Origin of the sequence: Aromatoleum sp. (assembly GCF_036675785.1) — a bacterium.
GTDB lineage: Bacteria > Pseudomonadota > Gammaproteobacteria > Burkholderiales > Rhodocyclaceae > Aromatoleum.
This window is the reverse complement of sequence record NZ_JAKFEF010000062.1, coordinates 58,317-77,827: the sequence shown is the minus strand read 5'-3', so window position 1 is coordinate 77,827 and position 19,511 is coordinate 58,317. Positions and strand designations below refer to the sequence as shown.

Below are 19,511 nucleotides of genomic sequence, written 5' to 3'. Positions count from 1 at the left end.
GTCTCGGTCGTCTGCCGTCGTGCGCCGACGACTCGCCGCTGCCCCGCTTCGCGCCCGCCGAGGACTGCGCGCGGCTCGACGGCGTGACACTGTGTCCCGACGCTGCGCTGCGCGGCCCTCACACACTGTTGAGGCGGGCGACGAGAAGGGCGCGGCGCGCGGGCGGATGACGCGTCGCTGCCCGGTGGCATACGGCTTGCGTTGTGACGGCCATGACTGCCATCTCTGCTACCGACTCCCCGACCGCGCCGACGGGCCAGCCCTGGACCTGTCCGTTCTGCCCGCTGTCGTGCGACAGTCTTCACATCGCCCCGGCAGCGCGTCCGACGCTCGTAGACAGCGACTGTCCGCGCGCGGCGGCCGCGCTCTCGCACTTCGCCGCGTCATCGGCGTCGGCGGTGCCGCGACGTGACGGGCGACCAGCGGACCCGTCCCGCGCGATCGCAGCCGCCGCCGCGATCCTCGCCGCGAGCCGCCAGCCGCTCTTCGGCGGTCTCGCGACCGATGTCGCGGGGATGCGCGCGCTATACCGTCTCGCTGATGCGAGCGGTGCGATCCTCGACCACGCGAACGGCGACGCGCTGATGCATTCGACGCGGGCGCTTCAGGATCGCGGGGTGTTCTACACGACGCTCGCCGAGATCCGCAACCGCGCCGACCTCGTCGTCTGCCTTGGGACGAACGCGGTCGATCATTACCCGGAATTTTTTCGGCGGACCGCCGCCGCGCCCGGCGCCCCCGCGCGACAAGTGGTCCTTGTCGGCGCGGCGGTTGACCGTGCCACCCCGGGGCTCGGCGGCTGCACGATCGAGGAGATCCCGCTCGTCGGCGACATCTTCGACACCGCGGCGCTGCTGGCCGCGCGCATTGCGGGCCGCGGCACCGCGGTGTCCGATCCGGCGCTGGACGCCCTCGTCGCGGGGATGCAGGCGGCGCGCTACACGGTGATCGTGTGGGAGTCCGGCAGCTTGCCGGAGCATGGTTCGCTCGTCGCCGAGACGATTCAGCGCATCGTCAATGCGCTGAACCGCACGACGCGCGCGGCTGCGTTCTGCCTCGGCGGGGGCAACGGCGGCTATACGGCGAACCAGGTCACGACTTGGCTGTCGGGCTTGCCATTGCGGACCGGCGTCCATGCCCGCGGGCTGGCGCACGAGCCGCAGCGCTACGCGGCTGAGCGTCTCGTCGCCGATCGCGCCGTCGATGCGCTGCTGTGGGTGTCGAGCTTCGGGCCCGAGCTCGTGCCGCCCGAGAGCGACCTGCCGCTGGTCGTCCTCGGCCATCCCGACCTGCAGGGCGCGCTCGGCGATCGCATGGACACGGTGTTCATTCCGGTGTCGACGCCGGGCATCGGCTCGCCGGGCCACCTCTTCCGCGCCGACGGCGGCATCGTCGTGCCACTGACGCCGATTTACGCGGACACGCTGCCGACGGTCGCACAGGTCGCCGCCGACCTCGCTCGCGCGCTCGCCGCGCGCCGCAAACCCGAACAAGGAGTCGCGCGATGAGCACGATTCGACTGCGCGGCGGCCGCGTCTACGACCCGGCCAACGGCATCGACGGCGAGATCCGCGACGTCGGCATGCGCGACGGGCGCATCGTCGCGCTGCATCCCGAGGAGCGCGTGGATCGCGACTACGATGTCTCGGGCATGGTTGTGATGGCAGGTGGTATCGACATGCATTCGCACATCGGCGGCGGCAAGGTGAACCTCGCGCGCATGTTGCTGCCCGAAGACCATCGCGCGAATCGGGCGCCGGAGAATCCGCTCGAGCTCGCCTCGAGCGGTTGCTGCACGCCGGGTACGCTCGCGACCGGTTACCGCTACGCCGAGATGGGCTATACCGCGGCGTTCGAGCCGGCGATGGCCGTGTCGAACGCGCGCCACGCGCACATGGAGATGGGCGACACGCCAATCCTCGACCATGGCGCGTACGTGATGCTCGGCAACGACGAGCTGTTCCTGCGGATGCTCGCCGAGCGGCAGGACTTCGAGCGCATCCGCGATTACGTCGGCTGGACGATCAAGGCAACGCGCGCGATGGGCGTGAAGGTCGTCAATCCGGGTGGCATCTCGGCATTCAAGTTCAACCAGCGCAAGCTCGACGTCGACGAGGATCACGCGCACTGGCGCGTGACGCCGCGCGAGGTCGTGCAGGTGCTCGCCCGCGCGGTGCACGAGCTCGGCGTGCCGCAGCCGCTGCATATCCACGCAAGCAACCTCGGCGTCCCGGGCAACATCGAGTCGACGCTCGCGACGATCGCGGCGCTCGACGGGCTGCCCGGGCATCTCACCCACGTGCAGTTCCACAGCTACGGCAACGAAGGCGCGCGCAAGTTTTCGTCGGCGGCACGGCGGCTCGCCGAGACGGTGAAGGCGCATCCGAACGTCAGCATCGACGTCGGCCAGATCATCTTCGGCCAGACGGTGACCGCGTCGGGCGACACGATGCGGCAGCACGCGAACGCCGACCTCGGCAGCCCGCGCAAGTGGATCGGCGCGGACATCGAATGCGACGCAGGCTGCGGCGTCGTGCCGTTCCGCTACCGCGAGCAGAGCTACGTGAACGCGCTGCAGTGGGCGATCGGCCTCGAACTCTTCCTGCTGATGGACGACCCGTGGCGCGTCGTGCTGACGACCGACCACCCGAACGGCGGCCCGTTCACGAGCTACCCGCACCTGATCCGCCTGCTGATGGACAAGTCGTTCCGCGACGAGCAGCTCGCGAAGCTGCACCCGGACGTCGCGGCGACCGCGGAGTTGCGGGAGATCCGGCGCGAGCTGTCGTTGTACGAGATCGCGATCATGACGCGCGCCGCGCCGGCGCGGCTCCTCGGCCTCGTCGATCGCGGGCAGCTCGGTCTCGGCGCGGCGGCGGACATCGCCGTCTATCGGGACGACGCCGATCGCGAAACGATGTTCGCCGCGCCGGAGTACGTGTTCAAGGACGGTGAACTGGTCGCCCGGGGCGGGCGGATCGAGGCGACGCCGGTCGGCGGCACGCACTTCCTCGAGCCGGAGTTCGACCGCGGCATCGAGCGCGAGCTGGCGCGCTACAGCGCCGAGCACCTGTCGACGAGCTGGCGCCACGCGGAGATCGGACGCGACGAACTGTGCTCGTGCGCCAACGGCGGCCGGCTGCTGCCGTGCCGACTTCATGGCCGGGGAGGGTCGAAATGAACGGCAACCCACGCCGCGCGATCGCGGCGCGACTGAAGGCGCCGCTGGTGGAGGCCGGCGGGGGCGGTGCGGGATCCGCGCCGACCGCATCGGTATTCGAAAGAAACGGCGTCGTCGTCGACGACACGTTCGCCGAAGCCTTCCCGATGAAAGCGACGCGCGTCTTGATCACGGCCCACAACGCGACCTGGGCGCGTCATGCGGCGGTGGCGATGACCGGTTTCGCGACGTCCGTGATCGCGTGCGGCTGCGAGGCCGGTATCGAGCGGGCGGTCCCGGCGGACGAGACGCCCGATGGCCGTCCAGGCGTCGCCGTGCTGCTGTTTTCGATGTCGGGCAAGGAGCTCGCGAAACAGCTCGAGCGACGCGTCGGGCAGTGCGTGCTGACCTGCCCGACGACCGCGATCTACGCCGGGCTCGACGACGGCGGCGCAGAGCGGCTCGCGCTCGGCAAGAACCTGCGCTTCTTCGGCGACGGCGGGCAGATCTCCAAGATGATCGATGGCGCCCGCTATTGGCGCGTGCCGGTGATGGACGGCGAGTTCGTCGCCGAGGAGACGACGCCGGTCGTGAAGGCGGTCGGGGGCGGCAACCTGCTGATCCTCGCGCGCGACACCGAAGCCGCGCTCGGCGCCGCCGAAGCGGCGGTCGCGGCGATGTGCGAACTGCGCGGGGTGATCATGCCGTTTCCCGGCGGGGTCGTGCGCTCGGGCTCGAAGATCGGCAGCAAATATGCGTCGCTGCCCGCGTCGACCAACGATGCGTTTTGCCCGTCGCTCGCGCCGCTGGCGAAGAAGACCGAACTGACCGCCGACATCGGCTGCGTGATGGAAGTCGTCATCGACGGGCTGGCCGCCGACGACGTCGCCGCAGCGATGCGGGTCGGCATGGAGGCGATCCTCGCGCGCGGCGCGGCGGCCGGCGTGCGGCGCATTTCCGCCGGCAATTACGGCGGCAAGCTCGGCCCGTTTCTCTACCCTCTGCACAAGCTGCTCCGCGGGGAGGGCGTATGACGACGCACAACAACTCAGGTGCCGCCTCGTTCCGGCTGCGGTTGCGCACGCAGCCGACGCTGCGCCTCGAACTCGCCGGGCTGACGCCGCTCGCGGTCGCCGGCCAGAGCGCCGTCGAACTCGCGCGACGGCCGCTGTGGCACGGCAACGAGGCCGTGCCGCTAGGTGAATGGTTCGACGTCGAACCGATTCCCGGCGACGACGCGACACTCGTTTTCGAGGGCGATGTGTCGCGCTGCGACGGCATTGGCCGGGACCTCGACGGCGGGCGCATCCGGGTCGAGGGCGACGCCGGCGACTACGTCGGCGCCGGCATGCGGGATGGCGAGATCGTTGTCGCCGGCGGCGCCGGCATGCTTGCCGCGTGCGAGATGGCCGGCGGCAAGCTGGAAGTCGGGGGCAACGTCGGCGACTACGCCGCGAGCGCGCTGCCCGGCGACATGGACGGCATGCGCGGCGGGCTTTTGATCGTCCGCGGCGACGCCGGCGCACGCTTTGGCGACCGTATGCGCCGCGGCACCGCGCTGGTGTTCGGCGCCACAGGCGATTTCCTCGCGTCGCGGATGGTCGCCGGCACGATCGCCGTCGCCGGCGAAGTCGGCGCGCATTGCGGCTATGGCATGCGCCGCGGAACGCTGGTCTTCGCCGGTGCGCAGCCGGAGCCGCCGCGGAGTTTCGTGGCAACGCCGCACGACATCGGCGTGATTTGGGTGCTGCTCGTGCGCAGCCTCGCGAAGCACGGCGGGCCGTTCGCCGGGCTCGCGGTCAGCCGCCCGCGCCGACTCGTCGGCGACCTGGCCGCGGACGGCAAGGGGGAATGGCTGCTGCCTGGCTGATTTTCCGACTGCCGCGGCCTGCCGCACGGTTCACTCCATCGAATCCTGAAAGGAGCATTCCCATGAACAGCGACTACGTTTTTCACGCTGGCGAAGCGACGGTGTTCGCCGCCGAAGGGCAATACACCGACGCGATGCCCGAAATCCTGATCGGTCGCACCGAGGGCCCGGTCGGACAGGCCTTCGCGAACATGATGGCGCAAAGCAAGGGTCACACCGCAATGTTCGCGATCCGCGCCTGCAACCAGATGATCCGGCCGGCGACGATCCTCGTGCCGAAGGTCACGTTGCGCGACAGCGCGAACATCGAGCTGTTCGGCGGCGTGGTGCAGTCCGCGACCGCCGACGCGGTCGTCGACTGCCTGATCGAAGGCGTCATCCCGAGAGAGCATGCGAACGATCTGTGCATCATCAGCCTCGTCTGGATCGACCCGCGCTGCGCCACGCACGCCGAGCTCGACAAGAAGGACATGTACCGCACGAATTACGAGGCGACGAAGCTGGCGATCCGTCGCGCGCTCGCGAACGAGCCGAGCGTCGATGAGCTGATCGCGAACCGCCACCGCATCCGCCACGACATGGACGACTGGAGCTGACGCCAGCGGCTCGCCCGCCCGGCGACTGCCGTTCGGGCTGAGCGTCGAGGCCCTGGCAGTGCTTCCACAAGCCCGTCCGAGCTTTGCCGAAGAGATCCTGGCGAACGGAGGTATTCACCGGCGCGGCGGCAGCCGGAGGCGGTTCGGGCCGCGTTCGTAGAGGTCCCTGGCAGCGCCCTTCGTCAGGCGAAGGGCGCACGGCGGTGAATCATTCCCTCGCAGGAGGAATTCGAATGCCCTGTTTTGCGCTGCTCGATGACTGCAATGCCACGGCGACACACCCGACGAGCCGGCTCTACACCGGCTTCGTCGCCGAGCACCGCTGCATCGACCCCAAGCGGCTCGACGCCGTCTGGCGGGGGGTCGAGCGCGATCTCGCGGTCGGCCGCCATGCTGTCGTGCTCGCCGACTATGAATGGGGCGTGCGCCTCAATGGCCTCGCCACGAGAGCGCCCGACGAAGGCGGGGCGTTGCGCGTGCTGATCTTCGAGCGGCTCGCGCAGCTCGCGGCCGACGAGGTCGAAGACTGGCTGCTCGCGCAGGACGCAGACGACCGCGCGGGCTACCCGTACGACGGCGAGCACCGCGCGCCTGCGGCTATCCTCGCGCCGCGCGCGAGCGTCGACCGCGCGGCGTTCGATGCGGCGATCGCGCGCATCCATCATGTGATCGGCGAAGGGGAGACCTACCAGGTCAATTACACCTACCGCCTCGACTTCGACGTATTCGGTTCTGCGGTGTCGCTGTACCGCCAACTGCGTGAGCGCCAGCCGGTTGCGTACGGCGCGTTCATCGCGCTGCCGCCCGGCCCCGGCCCGAGCCACGTGCTGTCGTGCTCGCCCGAGCTCTTCCTGCGTCACGACGCCGGCCGCGTCGTCACGCGGCCGATGAAGGGCACGTCGCGACGTTCGCCCGTCGTCGAAGGCGACAGCGAGCTTGCGCGCCTGCTCGCGGAGGACGAGAAGAACCGCGCCGAAAACCTGATGATCGTGGATCTGTTACGGAACGACCTCGGCCGCATCGCGACGGTCGGAAGCGTGCGCGTGCCGGCGCTGTTCTCGATCGAACCCTATGCGACGGTGTTCCAGATGACCTCGACCGTCGAGGCGGAACTCCCCGACGACGTCGACTTTCCGGCGATCCTGCGCGCGCTCTTCCCGTGCGGCTCGATCACCGGCGCGCCGAAGCGCCGCACGATGCAGCTGATCGGCGAGCTCGAGAGCACGCCGCGCGGTCTCTACACGGGCTGCATCGGCTGGATCGACGCGCCGCGTCCCGAGCGCGCAAAGGCAGCATGCGGCGACTTCTGCCTGTCGGTCGCGATCCGCACGCTGACGCTCGACGGCGCCACCGCCGGCACCCTGCGGCGCGGGCGAATGGGCGTCGGCGCAGGGATCGTCAGCGACAGCACGGCGGCTGAGGAATTCGCGGAGTGCGCGTTGAAGGCGCGCTTCCTGACCGGCCTCGCGAGCGAAGGCGTGGTCGAGCCGGGCCCGGGCGCGGCGCCCGCCCGCACGTTCCCGGGGCGTCGCGATGACGAAAGGATGTCCGAAACAACGATGGCGGGCGGCTCGTGAGCGGACGCCGTCTCGCCCTCTTCGATCTCGATCTGACGCTCATCCCGTACGACAGCGGGATGGCGTGGCTGCGCTTCCTGATCGCGCGCGGCGTGCTGGAAGCGGACGTGGCCGAGCATTACCTGCAAGGCTGTCGCGCGTACCTGCGCGGTGCGTTGTCGGTGCGGGCGCTGCACCGCGTCGCGATGACACCGCTCGCGCGCTTTCCGCGCGAGCAGCTCGACGCGCTGCGGAACGATTTCGCCGCCGGCCTCGCCGACGAGATCCCCGTCTGCGCCCGCGCGCTGGTGGCATCGCACCGCGCGAAAGGGGCGCAGTGCGCGCTGGTGACGACGACGAACGATTTCGTCGCGGCGCCGTTCGCCCGCGAGCTCGACGTCGACCACCTGCTCGCGAGCCGCGCCGAGGTGTGCGACAACCGATTTACCGGTGAGATCGCGGGCGAGCTCTGTCATGGCGTGACGAAGATCGCCCGCGTCGAAGCGTGGCTTGCGGAGCAGGGACTCGCGTGGGACGCGTTTGTGCACACGACGTTCTACTCGGATTCGATCAGCGATCTGCCGCTGCTGACCCGGGTTGCCGAGGCCGTCGCGGTGCGCCCGGACCCCGCGCTGCGCCACGAGGCGCAAGTCCGGGGCTGGCGGATCGTCGAGGATCTCGACGATGCGAGCTGATGCAAGGGGGCAACGGCAGCGTCACGTGCTGCAGCGACACGGCCGGCCCGCCCCGTCCGCCGCGCGCGAAGAGGCCCGCGCGCGAGCGAGGCTCGCAGCGACATTCAGGAACGAAGTCGGCAAGCCACGGGCACCGGGACGCGCCCGATGAACGCCGTCCTTAACTTGGCGCTGCGCCGCTGGCAGCTCGATGACGCAGAGGCGCCGGGGTGCCGGATGCTGGAGCGCCTCGCCCAACGCGATGGCACGCCGCTCTACGTTCATTCCCGGCCGCTCATCGAAGCGCGGGTCGCCGCGCTGCGCGCCGAACTTCCCGACGGTCTCGCGCTGCTGTACGCGGTCAAGGCCAACCCCGATCCCGCCGTCGTGGGCTGCGTCGTGCCGATCGTCGACGGCTGCGACGTCACGTCCGCGACTGAAATCGCCGTCGCGCTGCAGGCAGGCGCCGAGGGTCATGCGCTCAGTCTCGCCGGCCCTGGCAAATCGGATGCCGAACTCGCGGCGGCAGTCGCGGCGAACGCGCTGGTCGTCGTCGAGTCGCCGGGCGAGGCACGCCGCCTCGCGGCTTTCGCGGCAAGCGGCGTTCGCCCGCGCGTCGCGCTGCGGATCAATCCGCCGTTCACCCTCGCGGCTGATGCGCGGATGGGCGGCGGGTCGCGGCGGTTCGGCGTCGACAGCGAACAGGCCCCGCAAGTGCTCGCCGAGATCGGGCGATTGCCGCTGGCGTTCGAAGGCTTCCACGTCTTCGCCGGCTCCGGCTGCCTCGATGCGCGTGCGATCGCCAAGGCGCAGCAGGCGACGCTGGAACTCGCGTGCGAGCTCGCAGCGTTCGCACCCGCGACGGTGCGCGTGCTCAACCTCGGCGGCGGTTTCGGCGTTCCGTGCTTCGAGGGGGACGAACCGCTCGCGCTGGCGACTCTGGGCGCCTCACTGCGCGCGCTTGCGGCCGACGCCGTGCGACGGCTGCCCGGCGTGCGCCTCGCACTCGAACTCGGGCGCTACCTCGTCGCCGAGGCTGGTCTGTACCTGACCCGCGTCCTCGACCGCAAGGAATCCCGCGGCCGCGTATTCCTAATCGTCGACGGCGGGGCGAATCACCATTGGCATGCGACCGGCGCGCTCGAAGGGCGGCGCCACCTGCACTTCCCGCTCACGGTCGTCGGCGGCGAAGGGCGCGCGGTCGAGCGGGTGACGCTGTGCGGGCCGCTGTGCGCGCCGCACGACACCTGGGCGGAGGACATCGCGCTGCCGGCGGCTGTTCCGGGCGACCTCGTCGCCGTGTTCCAGTCCGGCGCCTATGGCGCGAGCGCGAGCCCGCAGGCCTTTCTCGGCAAACCCCCTGCGGTCGAACGGCTCGTCGAATGGCCAGCGCGTCAGCCGGCTGACGCGCGCATCGAAACGTCCCCCCACCGGCGGCAGGAGACCGAACATGCTTGAAGAGCGCAACCCCGACGACGCCTGGGCGCCGACCCCTTTTAACGACGTGGCGCGCGAGTTGCCGACGCCCAGGACAGTCAGGACGCCGAAAGGGGCGAAACCGGCTGCGACGCGACGCAAGTCTGCTGCCACCGCGGACCGCCCCACGCGCAGGGAGGCCGAGGCGGCGGTGCGAACGCTGCTGCGCTGGGCGGGGGACGATCCCGGACGGGAAGGCCTGCGCGACACGCCCGCCCGGGTCGCGCGCGCGTTCGAGGAGTTCTTCGCCGGCTACGCGATCGACCCGGCCGCGCTGCTCGCGCGCACCTTCGAGGAGGTCGAGGGCTACGACGAAATGATCGTGCTGCGGGACGTGCGCGTCGAGAGCTACTGCGAACATCACATGGTGCCCATCATCGGTCGCGCTCACGTCGCATACTTGCCGCGTCGGCGCGTCGTCGGCATCTCGAAACTCGCGCGGCTCGTCGACGCCTACGCAAAACGCCTGCAGATCCAGGAGAAGCTGACGGTGCAGATCGCGGACACGCTGCAGGACGTGCTGCAGCCGAAAGGCGTCGCGGTCGTCATCGAAGCGACCCACCAATGCATGACGACGCGCGGTGTGCACAAGCCTGGCGTTGCGATGATCACCAGCCGCATGCTCGGCGCGTTCCGCGACGATGCCAACACGCGACGCGAGTTTTTCGCGCTGGTCGGCGGCAACGGCTCGCACACGTCGAGCGGTGACTGAGCGCCGCGCCGTCGCAGCACAGGGCGGGCCGCGCGAAATGCTTTTCGAGCGCGAACGCGACGCGGACTCAGGCGGCCAGCGCCCGCAGCCGCTCGGCGCCTTCCTCCTGGAAATAATCGAGCAGCGCGACGAGCGCGGGGGTCGGCGGACGGCCCTCATGCACCAGCACGTTCCACACGCGCATGACCGGCGTGCCGACCACATTGAGCCGCACCAGTCGCCCGGCGGAGAGTTCCATCGCGAAGGCCTGGTGCGAAAGGAACGCGATCCCCATGCCCGCCATCGCCGCCTGCTTGAGCGTCTCGTTGCTGCCCATCTCGTCGGCACGCACGGCCTTGACGCTGTGCGCGCGCAGGAAGCGTTCGAGGTGCGCGCGCGTGCCCGAGCCCTGTTCGCGCAGCAGCAGGCGCTCGCCGGCGAGTGCGCTCGGCGGGATCCGTTCGCGCTCCGCCAGCGGATGATCGGGCGCCGTGACGAAGGACAGCGGATGCGGCGCGAACGGAATGCGACGCAGCGGCAGGCCGCTCGGCGGCTCGCCGGTGATCGCGATGTCGGCGCGTTGCTCGCGCAGCATCTTGTGGACGACTTCGCGATTGCCCACGGTCAGGCGAAAGCTGACGTCGGGGTAACGGCGCCCGAATTCCGCGAGCAGGTATGGCACGAAATATTCGGACGTCGTGATCGCCGCGACCTCGATCGTGCCGGCCGGCACGTCGCGTTGCGCCTTCAGCTGCAGCTCGGCGTATTCGAGCGCGTCGAGGGCGAGCCGCGCCTGGCGCACCAGGATCGCGCCGGCCGACGTGAGGTGGATCTGCCGGCGGCCGTCGACGAGCACTTCACCGACGATTTCCTCGAGTTCCTTCAACTGCATCGACACCGCGGGCTGCGTGATGTGCAGCAGGTGGGCCGCCGCGGTGAAGCTGCCCGAATCGGCGACGGCGACCAGTGCGCGCAGCTGGCGGAGGGTCAGGCGTTGGGCAAGCCGCATCACGAATCCTTATCTCAATATCGTCATAGATTCGATTGGAGCTTATTCAGATAAATCCTTAATGTCTATTCCACGGACAACGGAATCCGGACCGAAGAGGAGAACAGGACATGGGCGCACCGGAAGCTGCGGAAAAGATCATCGACCCGAAGAAGCGCTATCGCGCGGGCGTGTTGAAGTATGCGCAGATGGGTTACTGGGACGGCGACTACGAACCGAAGGAGACCGACGTGCTCGCGGTGTTCCGCGTGACCCCGCAGGACGGCGTCGACCCGATCGAGGCGGCGGCGGCGGTCGCCGGCGAATCCTCGACCGCGACCTGGACGGTCGTGTGGACCGACCGCCTGACGGCGTGCGACCGCTACCGCGCGAAGGCGTACCGCGTCGATCCGGTGCCTGGGCAGCCGGGCCAGTACTTCTGCCACGTCGCGTACGAACTCGACCTGTTCGAGGAAGGCTCGATCACGAACCTCACGGCGTCGATCATCGGCAACGTGTTCAGCTTCAAGCCGATCAAGGCCGCACGCCTCGAAGACATGCGCCTGCCGGTCGCGTACGTGAAGACTTTCCGCGGCCCGCCGACCGGCATCGTCGTCGAGCGCGAGCGCCTGAACTGCTTCGGCCGCCCGCTGCTCGGTGCGACGATCAAGCCGAAGCTCGGCCTGTCGGGCAAGAACTACGGCCGTGTCGTCTTTGAGGCGCTCCGCGGCGGCCTGGACTTCACGAAGGACGACGAGAACATCAACTCGCAGCCGTTCATGCACTGGCGCGACCGCTTCCTGTACTGCATGGAAGGCGTCAGCCACGCGGCGGCCGACACCGGCGAGGTCAAGGGGCATTACCTCAACGTCACGGCCGGCACGATGGAGGAGATGTATGCCCGCGCCGAGTTCGCCAAGTCGCTCGGTTCGACGATCGTCATGGTCGACCTGATCATCGGCTGGACCGCGATCCAGTCGATGAGCAACTGGTGCCGTGCGAACGACATGATCCTGCACATGCACCGCGCCGGCCACGGCACCTACACCCGGCAGAAGAACCACGGCATTTCGTTCCGCGTGATCGCGAAGTGGCTGCGGCTGGCCGGCGTCGATCACCTGCACGCCGGCACCGCGGTCGGCAAGCTCGAAGGCGACCCGATGACGGTGCAGGGCTACTACAACGTGTGCCGCGAGATGAAGAACGCGATCGATCTGCCGCGCGGCCTGTTCTTCGAGCAGGACTGGGCGAGCATCCGCCGCGTGATGCCGGTCGCGTCCGGCGGCATCCATGCCGGACAGATGCATCAGCTGCTCGACCTCTTCGGCGACGACGTCGTGCTGCAGTTCGGCGGCGGCACGATCGGCCACCCGATGGGCATCCAGGCCGGCGCCACCGCGAACCGGGTCGCGCTCGAATCGATGGTGCTCGCGCGCAACGAAGGCCGCGACATCCTCGCCGAAGGCCCCGAGATCCTGAAAACCGCGGCCCGCTCGTGCGCGCCGCTGCGCGCCGCGCTCGATACCTGGGGCGAGGTCACCTTCGAATACACGTCGACCGACACGTCGGACTTCGTGCCGACGGCGAGCGTCGCCTGACCCCCCGACCCCGACCGAGGAGAGACCAACATGAGAATCACCCAAGGCGCCTTTTCCTTCCTGCCCGACCTCACCGACGCGCAGATTTCCGCGCAGATCGACTACTGCCTGCGCCAGGGCTGGGCGGTCAGCATCGAGTACACCGACGATCCGCATCCGCGCAACACCTACTGGTCGATGTGGGGCCACCCGATGTTCGACCTCGCTGACGCTGCCGGAGTCATGGGCGAGCTGGCCGAATGCCGCGCGGTGCACCGCGGCTGCTACATCCGCATCAACGCGTTCGATTCGACGCACGGCTGGGAGACGGTGCGCATGTCGTTCATCGTCGATCGGCCGGCGGACGAGCCCGGATTCCGGTTGATCCGTCAGGAAGGCGAAGGTCGCGTCGTGCGGTACACGCTCGAGAGCTACGCCGTCGCCCGTGCCCCCGAGGGCGTCCGCTACCCCGGCTGAAGTCCGCGCCGTCCGCCGCCCGTTGCGTGCGGGCGGCACCTACTGGTCGCGAAGGAGGATTCGAAGATGAACGCTGTCGAGCAGCAGGCTCCGGGCCTGCCGGAAAACGCCGTCGCGACGGTGGACCTCGCCGCGGAGTACCGCGACGCCGGTGTCGCCGAGGTGCTCGACAGTCTCGAGCGCGAACTGGTGGGCCTGTCGCCGGTGAAGCGCCGCGTCCGCGAGATCGCCGCGTTGCTGCTCGTCGATCGCGCGCGCCGCAAGATCGGGCTTGCGACCGAGCCGCCGTCGCTGCACATGAGCTTCACCGGCAACCCGGGCACCGGCAAGACCACCGTCGCGATGCGCATGGCCGAGATCCTGCTGCGGCTCGGCTATGTGCGCCGCGGCCACGTCGTCGCGGTCACCCGCGACGACCTCGTCGGGCAGTTCATCGGCCACACCGCGCCGAAGACGAAGGACGTGCTCAAGCGCGCGATGGGCGGGGTGCTGTTCATCGACGAGGCCTACTACCTGTTCCGCCCGGAGAACGAAAAGGACTACGGCCAGGAGGCGATCGAGATCCTGCTGCAGGTCATGGAGAACCAGCGCGACGACCTGGTCGTGATCCTCGCGGGCTACGCCGACCGCATGGAGCGCTTTTTCGAATCGAACCCGGGGCTGAAGTCGCGCGTCGCACACCACATCGATTTCCCGGACTACTCGAACGGCGAACTCGGCGAAATCGCCGCGACGATGCTGGGGCAGTGGAACTACCGGCTCGATGCCGCGGGCCGCGGGGCGTTCGACGAATACATCGCGTTGCGCCGCGCCCGCCCGCACTTTGCGAACGCCCGCAGCGTACGCAACGCGCTCGACCGCATGCGCATGCGCCAGGCGCTGCGGCTCTTCGAATCCGGAGCGACGGTCGACGCGGCTGCCCTCACGACCCTGACCGAAGCCGACGTCCGCAGCAGCCGCCATTTTCTGCCGGCATCGCCCTGACCCCGGGCGGGTGAGCCCCGAAGCCGTCCCATCCGCCTGTGTCCGGCCGGAAGTGCGCCGGATGCGCGGCCCGGAGATGCGCCGAATGCATCCGGACCGGAGATCAGCGGATAACGCTTCTGTGCTCTGCCCTGCGAGTTGAACGCCGACGCCGTCCGAACCGATTTTTGACCTCTGCGGAGCCGCAGCCATGTTCGACATTGAACGCACGACGCTCACCGAATACCTGATCGCACAACGGCGCAGCCACCCTGGGGCGACCGGCGAATTCAACGCGCTGATCCTGCAGGTCGCGCAAGCCTGCAAGGCGATCTCGCGCGCCGTCGCGCAGGGCGCGCTCGCCGGCGTGCTCGGCTCGCTCGACACCGAGAACGTGCAGGGCGAGACGCAGAAGACGCTCGACGTGCTCGCCGACCGCATCTTCCTGCGCGCGACGCACTGGGGCGGCGAGCTCGCGGGCATGGTGTCGGAAGAGAACGACGCGCCGATCGCGCTGCCCCCGGGGGGCACGCGCGGCAAATACCTGCTGGTGTTCGATCCGCTCGACGGTTCGTCGAACATCGACGTAAACGTGTCGGTCGGCTCGATCTTTTCGATCCTGCGCGCGCCGACGCCGGGCGAAGACGCGCGGGCCGTGGACTTCCTGCAGCCGGGCACGCGCCAGGTCGCCGCCGGCTACGCGATCTACGGGCCCTCGACGATGCTCGTGCTGACGGTCGGCGACGGCGTCGCCGGCTTCACGTTCGACCCGGCGCTCGGCGACTTCTTCCTGACCCACCCGGCGCTGCGGATTCCCGAGACCACGCGCGAGTTCGCGATCAACGCGTCGAACACGCGCTTCTGGGAGCCGCCGGTGCGCCGCTACGTCGACGAGTGCCTCGCGGGCCGCAGCGGTCCGCGCGACGCCGACTTCAACATGCGCTGGATCGCGTCGCTGGTCGCCGAGACGCACCGCATCCTGATGCGCGGCGGGGTGTTCCTGTACCCGCGCGACCGCAAGGATCCGGCCAAACCGGGCCGGCTGCGCCTGCTCTATGAGTGCAACCCGATCGGGATGATCGTCGAACAGGCGGGCGGCCGCGCGTCGACCGGCGAACGGCGCGTGCTCGATGTCGTCCCCGAGAGCCTGCATCAGCGCATCGGCTTCGTTTTCGGGTCGCGCGACGAGGTTGAGCGGATCGAGCGTTATCACGCCGAACCGGTCCCGCCGCGCGACGAGGACAGCGACTTGCCGCTATTCCACGCGCGCAGCCTGTTCCGGCAGCACTGATTTCTCATCGCCACAGGGGGACGCCATGTCCGAACGCCATCCCATCGTCGCCATCACCGGCTCGTCCGGCGCCGGCACCAGCACCGTCCAGCGCACCTTCGAGGAGATCTTCCGGCGCGAGAAGGTCAGCGCCGCGATCGTGGAGGGCGACAGCTTCCACGCCTTCGACCGCCTGGAAATGCGCAAGCGCCTCGCCGAGCTCGAAGGCGTGCCGAACAACCACTTCAGCCACTTCGGCGCGGAAGCGAACCTTTTCGCCGAGCTCGAACAGCTGTTCCGCAGCTACGCCGAATCGGGCCGCGGCCTGCGGCGCAAGTACCTGCACAGCGCCGAGGAGGCCGAACCCTACGGCCAGCCGGCCGGCACCTTCACCGCGTGGGAAGAGATTCCCGCCGGCAGCGACCTGCTGTTCTACGAGGGCCTGCACGGCGCGACCGTCACCGACAAGGTCGACGTTGCACGATTCCCGGATCTCCTGATCGGCGTCGTGCCGGTGATCAACCTCGAATGGATCCAGAAGCTGCACCGCGACAAGAACATGCGCGGCTACTCGACCGAGGCGGTCACCGACACGATCCTGCGCCGCATGCACGACTACGTGCATTACATCGTCCCGCAGTTCGCGCGCACGCACGTCAATTTCCAGCGTGTGCCGATGGTGGATACGTCGAACCCGTTCATTGCGCGCGCGGTGCCGACGGCCGACGAGAGCATGGTCGTGATCCGTTTCGCCGATCCCAAGGGCATCGACTTCCCGTATCTGCAGAACATGATCCACGGCAGCTTCATGAGCCGCGCGAACACCATCGTCGTCCCCGGCGGAAAGATGGAACTGGCGATGCAGCTGATCTTCACTCCCTTCATCTGGCGCCTGATGGAACGGCGCAAAAAGGTGCTCTGAAATGAACAAGCCGATTGAAACCTCGATGCTCGAAACCAGGACCCTCGAGTCCGCGCTGCTAGACGTGAAGTGCGCGAACGCGCTGCGCTTTCTCGCGATCGACGCCGTCGAACAGGCGAACTCCGGTCACCCCGGCATGCCGCTGGGCATGGCCGAGATCGCCGTCGCGTTATGGACGCGCCACCTGCGGCACGACCCCGCCGACCCGCAGTGGCCGGACCGCGACCGCTTCGTGCTGTCGAACGGTCACGGCTCGATGCTGCTCTATGCGCTGCTGCATCTGACCGGCTACGACCTGCCGATCGATGAGCTGAAGCGCTTCCGCCAGCTGCATGCGAAGACGCCCGGCCACCCGGAGCACGGCCTCACGCCGGGCGTCGAGACCACGACCGGGCCGCTCGGGCAGGGGCTCACCAACGCGGTCGGCGTGGCGCTCGCCGAGAAGCTGCTGGCGAGCGAATTCAATCGCCCGGGGCACGACCTCGTCGACCACCGCACCTGGGTGTTCCTCGGCGACGGGTGCCTGATGGAAGGCGTGAGCCACGAGGCGGCGTCGTTCGCCGGCGTGCAGCGGCTGTCGAAGCTGGTCGCCTTCTGGGACGACAACCGCATTTCGATCGACGGCGACGTCGGCGGCTGGTTCGGCGACGACACGCCGGCGCGCTTTCGGGCGTATGGCTGGAACGTCGTCGAACACGTCGACGGCCACGACGTCGAGGCGGTCGACGGCGGGATCCGCGAGGCGCTCGCGAACATCGGCAAGGACGCCGGCCCGACCCTGATCTGCTGCCGCACCACGATCGGTCGCGGCAGTCCCGCGCGCGCGGGTACCGCGGCCGCGCATGGCGCGCCGCTCGGCAAGGACGAGATCGCCGCCACGCGTGCCGCGCTCGACTGGCCGCATCCGCCGTTCGAAGTTCCGGCCGAGGTGCGCGCCGCGTTCGACGCGCGTGCGGCGGGCGCTGTATCGCGTGCGAAATGGAGCGAGCGGCTCGCCGCCTACCGTGCGCAGTGGCCGGAGGTCGCAGCGGAGTTCGCGCGGCGCGTCGAAGGCGATCTGCCCGCCGACTTTCCGGCGCTCGCGGAGGCCATGCTGCAAGGCGTGCAGAGCGAAGGTCCGGAGGTCGCCACGCGCAAGGCGAGCCAGCAGGCGATCGCGCGGCTCGCTCGTGCGCTGCCGGAGCTGCTTGGCGGCTCGGCCGACCTCACGCACTCCAACCTGACCGACTGGCCGGGCTGCGGGGCAGTCCGTGCCGACGCGCCGGGGCGCCACATCAACTGGGGCGTGCGTGAATTCGGCATGGCCGCCGCGCTCAACGGCATCGCGCTGCATGGCGGATTCCTGCCGTTCGGGGCCACTTTCCTCGTGTTCTCGGACTACGCGCGCAACGCCATCCGGATGAGTGCGCTGATGAAGCAGCGGGTGATTCACGTGATGACGCACGACTCCATCGGCCTCGGCGAGGACGGCCCGACGCACCAGCCGGTCGAGCACCTGCCGTCGCTGCGCCTAATTCCGCACCTCGACGTCTGGCGCCCGTGCGACGCGGCCGAGACGCAGGCGGCGTGGAATGCAGGCGTGCAGCGCAGGGATGGGCCGAGCCTCCTCGCGTTGTCGCGCCAGAACTTGCCGAACCAGGCGCGCAGCGGCGAGCAGCTCGCGGCGATCGCGCGTGGCGGCTACGTGCTCGCCGACGCGGCGGTCGGCGCGGCCGGCAGACCCGCGGTCGTGCTGATCGCGACCGGCTCCGAAGTCCCGCTCGCGATGGCAGCGCGCGAGCGCCTGGCTGCCGACGGGATCGGCGCGCGCGTCGTGTCGATGCCCTGCACGAGTCGCTTCGATGCGCAGGACAGGAGTTGGCGGGCCGCCGTCCTGCCGCCCGGGATTCCGCGCGTCGCGGTCGAAGCCGCGCGCTCGGACGGCTGGTGGAAATACGTCAGCGGCGCGGATTGCACGCGCGGCGACGTCGTCGGCATCGATCGCTTCGGCGAATCGGCCCCGGCCGGCGAACTCGCGGCCCTTTTCGGGCTGACGCCCGAGCGGGTTGCCGACGCGGCGCGGCGCCTGATCGGGGGCTAAATCGGTGTTGGGCGGAAAACGAGGCCGCCGCCGGACCCGCAATCGGCGTAGGGCGGAAGAGCGAAGCGCCTTCCGCCGAATGTCGGATGCCGGCCGGGTCGATGCCGCCGACAACGCCTTCGGCTCATTCGCCCAGCGCCGCGCGCCGGCTCGTGTTGGCACTTGACTGAGGAATTCGTTTCACCATCGAGGAGACTCCAGTGACTATCCGGGTTGCAATCAACGGCTACGGCCGCATCGGGCGCAATGTGCTGCGCGCCCACTACGAAGGCGGGCGGCGACACCCGGTCCGCATCGTCGCGGTCAACGCCCCGCGCGGCAGCGCCGAAGCCAACGCGCACCTGACGCGTTACGACAGCGTGCAGGGCGCGTTCCCGCATCCGATCGCGGTCGACGGCGCGGACTGGGTCGTCGGCGACGACCGCATCCGCGTCGTGGCCGAGCGCGACCCGTCGCGGCTGCCGTGGCGTGAGCTCGGCGTCGACGTCGTGCTCGAATGCACGGGCCGCTTCCGGTCGAAGGAGGGCGCCGCGCCGCATCTGGACGCGGGCGCCGGCAAGGTGCTGATCTCCGCGCCCGGCGAGGACGTCGACGCGACCGTCGTCTACGGCGTCAATCACCGCGCGCTGCGTCGCGATCATCGCGTCGTGTCGAACGCGAGCTGCACGACGAACTGCCTCGCGCCGATCGTGTCCGCGCTGCACCGGCCGCTCGGCATCGTGCGCGGGAAGATGACGACGGTGCATTCCTACACCAACGACCAGGTCCTGCTCGACGTCTTTCACGAGGACCCGCGCCGGGCGCGCAGCGCGACGCAGTCGATGATCCCGACGAAGACCGGGGCCGCCGCCGCGGTCGGCCTCGTGCTGCCCGAACTCGCCGGCCGGCTCGACGGCTACGCGATCCGCGTGCCGACGCCCAACGTCTCCTTCACGGACTTCACGTTCATTGCCTCACGCGCGACGACGAAGGACGAGGTGAACGACCTCGTCTGCGAAGCCGCGCACGGCGCGCTGAAGGGCGTCCTCGCGGTGAACGACCTGCCGCTGGTGTCGTGCGATTTCCGCCACAACCCGCACTCGAGCATCTTCGACGCGACCCTCACCCGGGCCGATCACGAGCTCGTCACGGTGACCGCGTGGTACGACAACGAATGGGGGTTTTCGAACCGCATGCTCGATACCGCCGTCGCGATGATGGAGGCCGACTGA

General features: G+C 69.4%; 17 protein-coding genes. 16 read left to right on the top strand and 1 reads right to left on the bottom strand.

Annotated features, from left to right (window positions below; all coding sequences use genetic code 11):
* Positions 1–212 precede the first annotated feature (212 nt).
* The 9 genes from V6M37_RS13130 to folE all read left to right on the top strand — a co-directional run bounded on the left by V6M37_RS13130 (position 213) and on the right by folE (position 10,044).
* Complete coding sequence (locus V6M37_RS13130; RefSeq protein ID WP_332673978.1) at positions 213–1,508, top strand: formylmethanofuran dehydrogenase; 1,296 nt, start codon at positions 213–215, stop codon at positions 1,506–1,508.
* Entirely contained in the window at positions 1,505–3,181 is a 1,677-nt protein-coding gene (locus tag V6M37_RS13125) for a formylmethanofuran dehydrogenase subunit A (protein WP_332673976.1), read from the top strand. Before V6M37_RS13130 ends, V6M37_RS13125 begins: the two co-directional genes overlap by 4 nt.
* Positions 3,178–4,194, top strand: a complete 1,017-nt coding sequence (gene fhcD, locus V6M37_RS13120) for a formylmethanofuran--tetrahydromethanopterin N-formyltransferase (protein WP_332673974.1) — start codon at positions 3,178–3,180, stop codon at positions 4,192–4,194. The genes V6M37_RS13125 and fhcD overlap by 4 nt, the downstream gene beginning before the upstream one ends.
* A complete protein-coding gene (locus tag V6M37_RS13115) occupies positions 4,191–5,030 on the top strand; it encodes a formylmethanofuran dehydrogenase subunit C (protein ID WP_332673971.1) in 840 nt (279 codons plus the stop codon). Before fhcD ends, V6M37_RS13115 begins: the two co-directional genes overlap by 4 nt.
* A 62-nt stretch (positions 5,031–5,092) precedes the next feature.
* Complete coding sequence (gene fae, locus V6M37_RS13110) at positions 5,093–5,626, top strand: formaldehyde-activating enzyme (RefSeq protein ID WP_332673968.1); 534 nt, start codon at positions 5,093–5,095, stop codon at positions 5,624–5,626.
* A gap of 233 nt (positions 5,627–5,859) precedes the next feature.
* Complete coding sequence (pabB, locus tag V6M37_RS13105) at positions 5,860–7,203, top strand: aminodeoxychorismate synthase component I (protein ID WP_332673965.1); 1,344 nt, start codon at positions 5,860–5,862, stop codon at positions 7,201–7,203.
* Positions 7,200–7,877: an HAD family hydrolase gene (locus V6M37_RS13100; protein WP_332673963.1), complete on the top strand. Its 678-nt coding sequence runs from the start codon at positions 7,200–7,202 to the stop codon at positions 7,875–7,877. Before pabB ends, V6M37_RS13100 begins: the two co-directional genes overlap by 4 nt.
* 147 nt (positions 7,878–8,024) lie before the next feature.
* Entirely contained in the window at positions 8,025–9,314 is a 1,290-nt protein-coding gene (locus tag V6M37_RS13095; protein WP_332673960.1) for an alanine racemase, read from the top strand.
* Positions 9,307–10,044: a GTP cyclohydrolase I FolE gene (folE, locus tag V6M37_RS13090; RefSeq protein WP_332673958.1), complete on the top strand. Its 738-nt coding sequence runs from the start codon at positions 9,307–9,309 to the stop codon at positions 10,042–10,044. The genes V6M37_RS13095 and folE overlap by 8 nt, the downstream gene beginning before the upstream one ends.
* Positions 10,045–10,111: 67 nt before the next feature.
* Here the strand turns inward: folE and V6M37_RS13085 are convergent, their stop codons facing one another.
* Positions 10,112–11,032 (bottom strand): LysR family transcriptional regulator, encoded by a 921-nt coding sequence (locus V6M37_RS13085; protein WP_332673956.1) that lies wholly within the window; start codon positions 11,030–11,032, stop codon positions 10,112–10,114.
* A 110-nt stretch (positions 11,033–11,142) separates the two neighbouring features.
* Between V6M37_RS13085 and V6M37_RS13080 the strand changes: the two genes are divergently transcribed.
* From V6M37_RS13080 to gap, 7 genes are all read left to right on the top strand, one after another.
* On the top strand, positions 11,143–12,609 hold the full coding sequence (locus V6M37_RS13080; protein WP_332673955.1) for a form I ribulose bisphosphate carboxylase large subunit: 1,467 nt from the start codon (positions 11,143–11,145) through the stop codon (positions 12,607–12,609).
* A 30-nt stretch (positions 12,610–12,639) separates the two neighbouring features.
* Positions 12,640–13,065 carry a ribulose bisphosphate carboxylase small subunit gene (locus V6M37_RS13075; RefSeq protein WP_332673952.1) on the top strand — a complete coding sequence of 142 codons (426 nt, stop codon included), beginning with the start codon at positions 12,640–12,642 and terminating at the stop codon, positions 13,063–13,065.
* 66 nt (positions 13,066–13,131) lie between these two features.
* On the top strand, positions 13,132–14,049 hold the full coding sequence (gene cbbX / locus V6M37_RS13070; RefSeq protein ID WP_332673950.1) for a CbbX protein: 918 nt from the start codon (positions 13,132–13,134) through the stop codon (positions 14,047–14,049).
* Between the two features lie 190 nt (positions 14,050–14,239).
* The gene (locus tag V6M37_RS13065; RefSeq protein WP_332673948.1) at positions 14,240–15,319 is read left to right on the top strand and encodes a class 1 fructose-bisphosphatase; all 1,080 of its coding nucleotides are present in this window, start codon (positions 14,240–14,242) and stop codon (positions 15,317–15,319) included.
* Between the two features lie 25 nt (positions 15,320–15,344).
* A complete protein-coding gene (locus tag V6M37_RS13060; protein ID WP_332673946.1) occupies positions 15,345–16,220 on the top strand; it encodes a phosphoribulokinase in 876 nt (291 codons plus the stop codon).
* A 25-nt stretch (positions 16,221–16,245) separates the two neighbouring features.
* Positions 16,246–18,300, top strand: a complete 2,055-nt coding sequence (tkt, locus tag V6M37_RS13055) for a transketolase (RefSeq protein ID WP_332674021.1) — start codon at positions 16,246–16,248, stop codon at positions 18,298–18,300.
* Positions 18,301–18,500: 200 nt separating this feature from the next.
* The gene (gene gap, locus V6M37_RS13050) at positions 18,501–19,511 is read left to right on the top strand and encodes a type I glyceraldehyde-3-phosphate dehydrogenase (protein ID WP_332673943.1); all 1,011 of its coding nucleotides are present in this window, start codon (positions 18,501–18,503) and stop codon (positions 19,509–19,511) included.

Excerpts from the sequence above, each read along its gene's own strand:
- V6M37_RS13130 (WP_332673978.1), top strand. The coding sequence starts at position 213 with ATGACTGCCATCTCTGCTACCGACTCCCCGACCGCGCCGACGGGCCAG.
- V6M37_RS13125 (WP_332673976.1), top strand. The coding sequence starts at position 1,505 with ATGAGCACGATTCGACTGCGCGGCGGCCGCGTCTACGACCCGGCCAAC.
- fhcD (WP_332673974.1), top strand. The coding sequence starts at position 3,178 with ATGAACGGCAACCCACGCCGCGCGATCGCGGCGCGACTGAAGGCGCCG.
- V6M37_RS13115 (WP_332673971.1), top strand. The coding sequence starts at position 4,191 with ATGACGACGCACAACAACTCAGGTGCCGCCTCGTTCCGGCTGCGGTTG.
- fae (WP_332673968.1), top strand. The coding sequence starts at position 5,093 with ATGAACAGCGACTACGTTTTTCACGCTGGCGAAGCGACGGTGTTCGCC.
- pabB (WP_332673965.1), top strand. The coding sequence starts at position 5,860 with ATGCCCTGTTTTGCGCTGCTCGATGACTGCAATGCCACGGCGACACAC.
- V6M37_RS13095 (WP_332673960.1), top strand. The coding sequence starts at position 8,025 with ATGAACGCCGTCCTTAACTTGGCGCTGCGCCGCTGGCAGCTCGATGAC.
- folE (WP_332673958.1), top strand. The coding sequence starts at position 9,307 with ATGCTTGAAGAGCGCAACCCCGACGACGCCTGGGCGCCGACCCCTTTT.
- V6M37_RS13085 (WP_332673956.1), bottom strand. The coding sequence starts at position 11,032 with ATGCGGCTTGCCCAACGCCTGACCCTCCGCCAGCTGCGCGCACTGGTC.
- V6M37_RS13080 (WP_332673955.1), top strand. The coding sequence starts at position 11,143 with ATGGGCGCACCGGAAGCTGCGGAAAAGATCATCGACCCGAAGAAGCGC.
- V6M37_RS13075 (WP_332673952.1), top strand. The coding sequence starts at position 12,640 with ATGAGAATCACCCAAGGCGCCTTTTCCTTCCTGCCCGACCTCACCGAC.
- cbbX (WP_332673950.1), top strand. The coding sequence starts at position 13,132 with ATGAACGCTGTCGAGCAGCAGGCTCCGGGCCTGCCGGAAAACGCCGTC.
- V6M37_RS13065 (WP_332673948.1), top strand. The coding sequence starts at position 14,240 with ATGTTCGACATTGAACGCACGACGCTCACCGAATACCTGATCGCACAA.
- V6M37_RS13060 (WP_332673946.1), top strand. The coding sequence starts at position 15,345 with ATGTCCGAACGCCATCCCATCGTCGCCATCACCGGCTCGTCCGGCGCC.
- tkt (WP_332674021.1), top strand. The coding sequence starts at position 16,246 with ATGCTCGAAACCAGGACCCTCGAGTCCGCGCTGCTAGACGTGAAGTGC.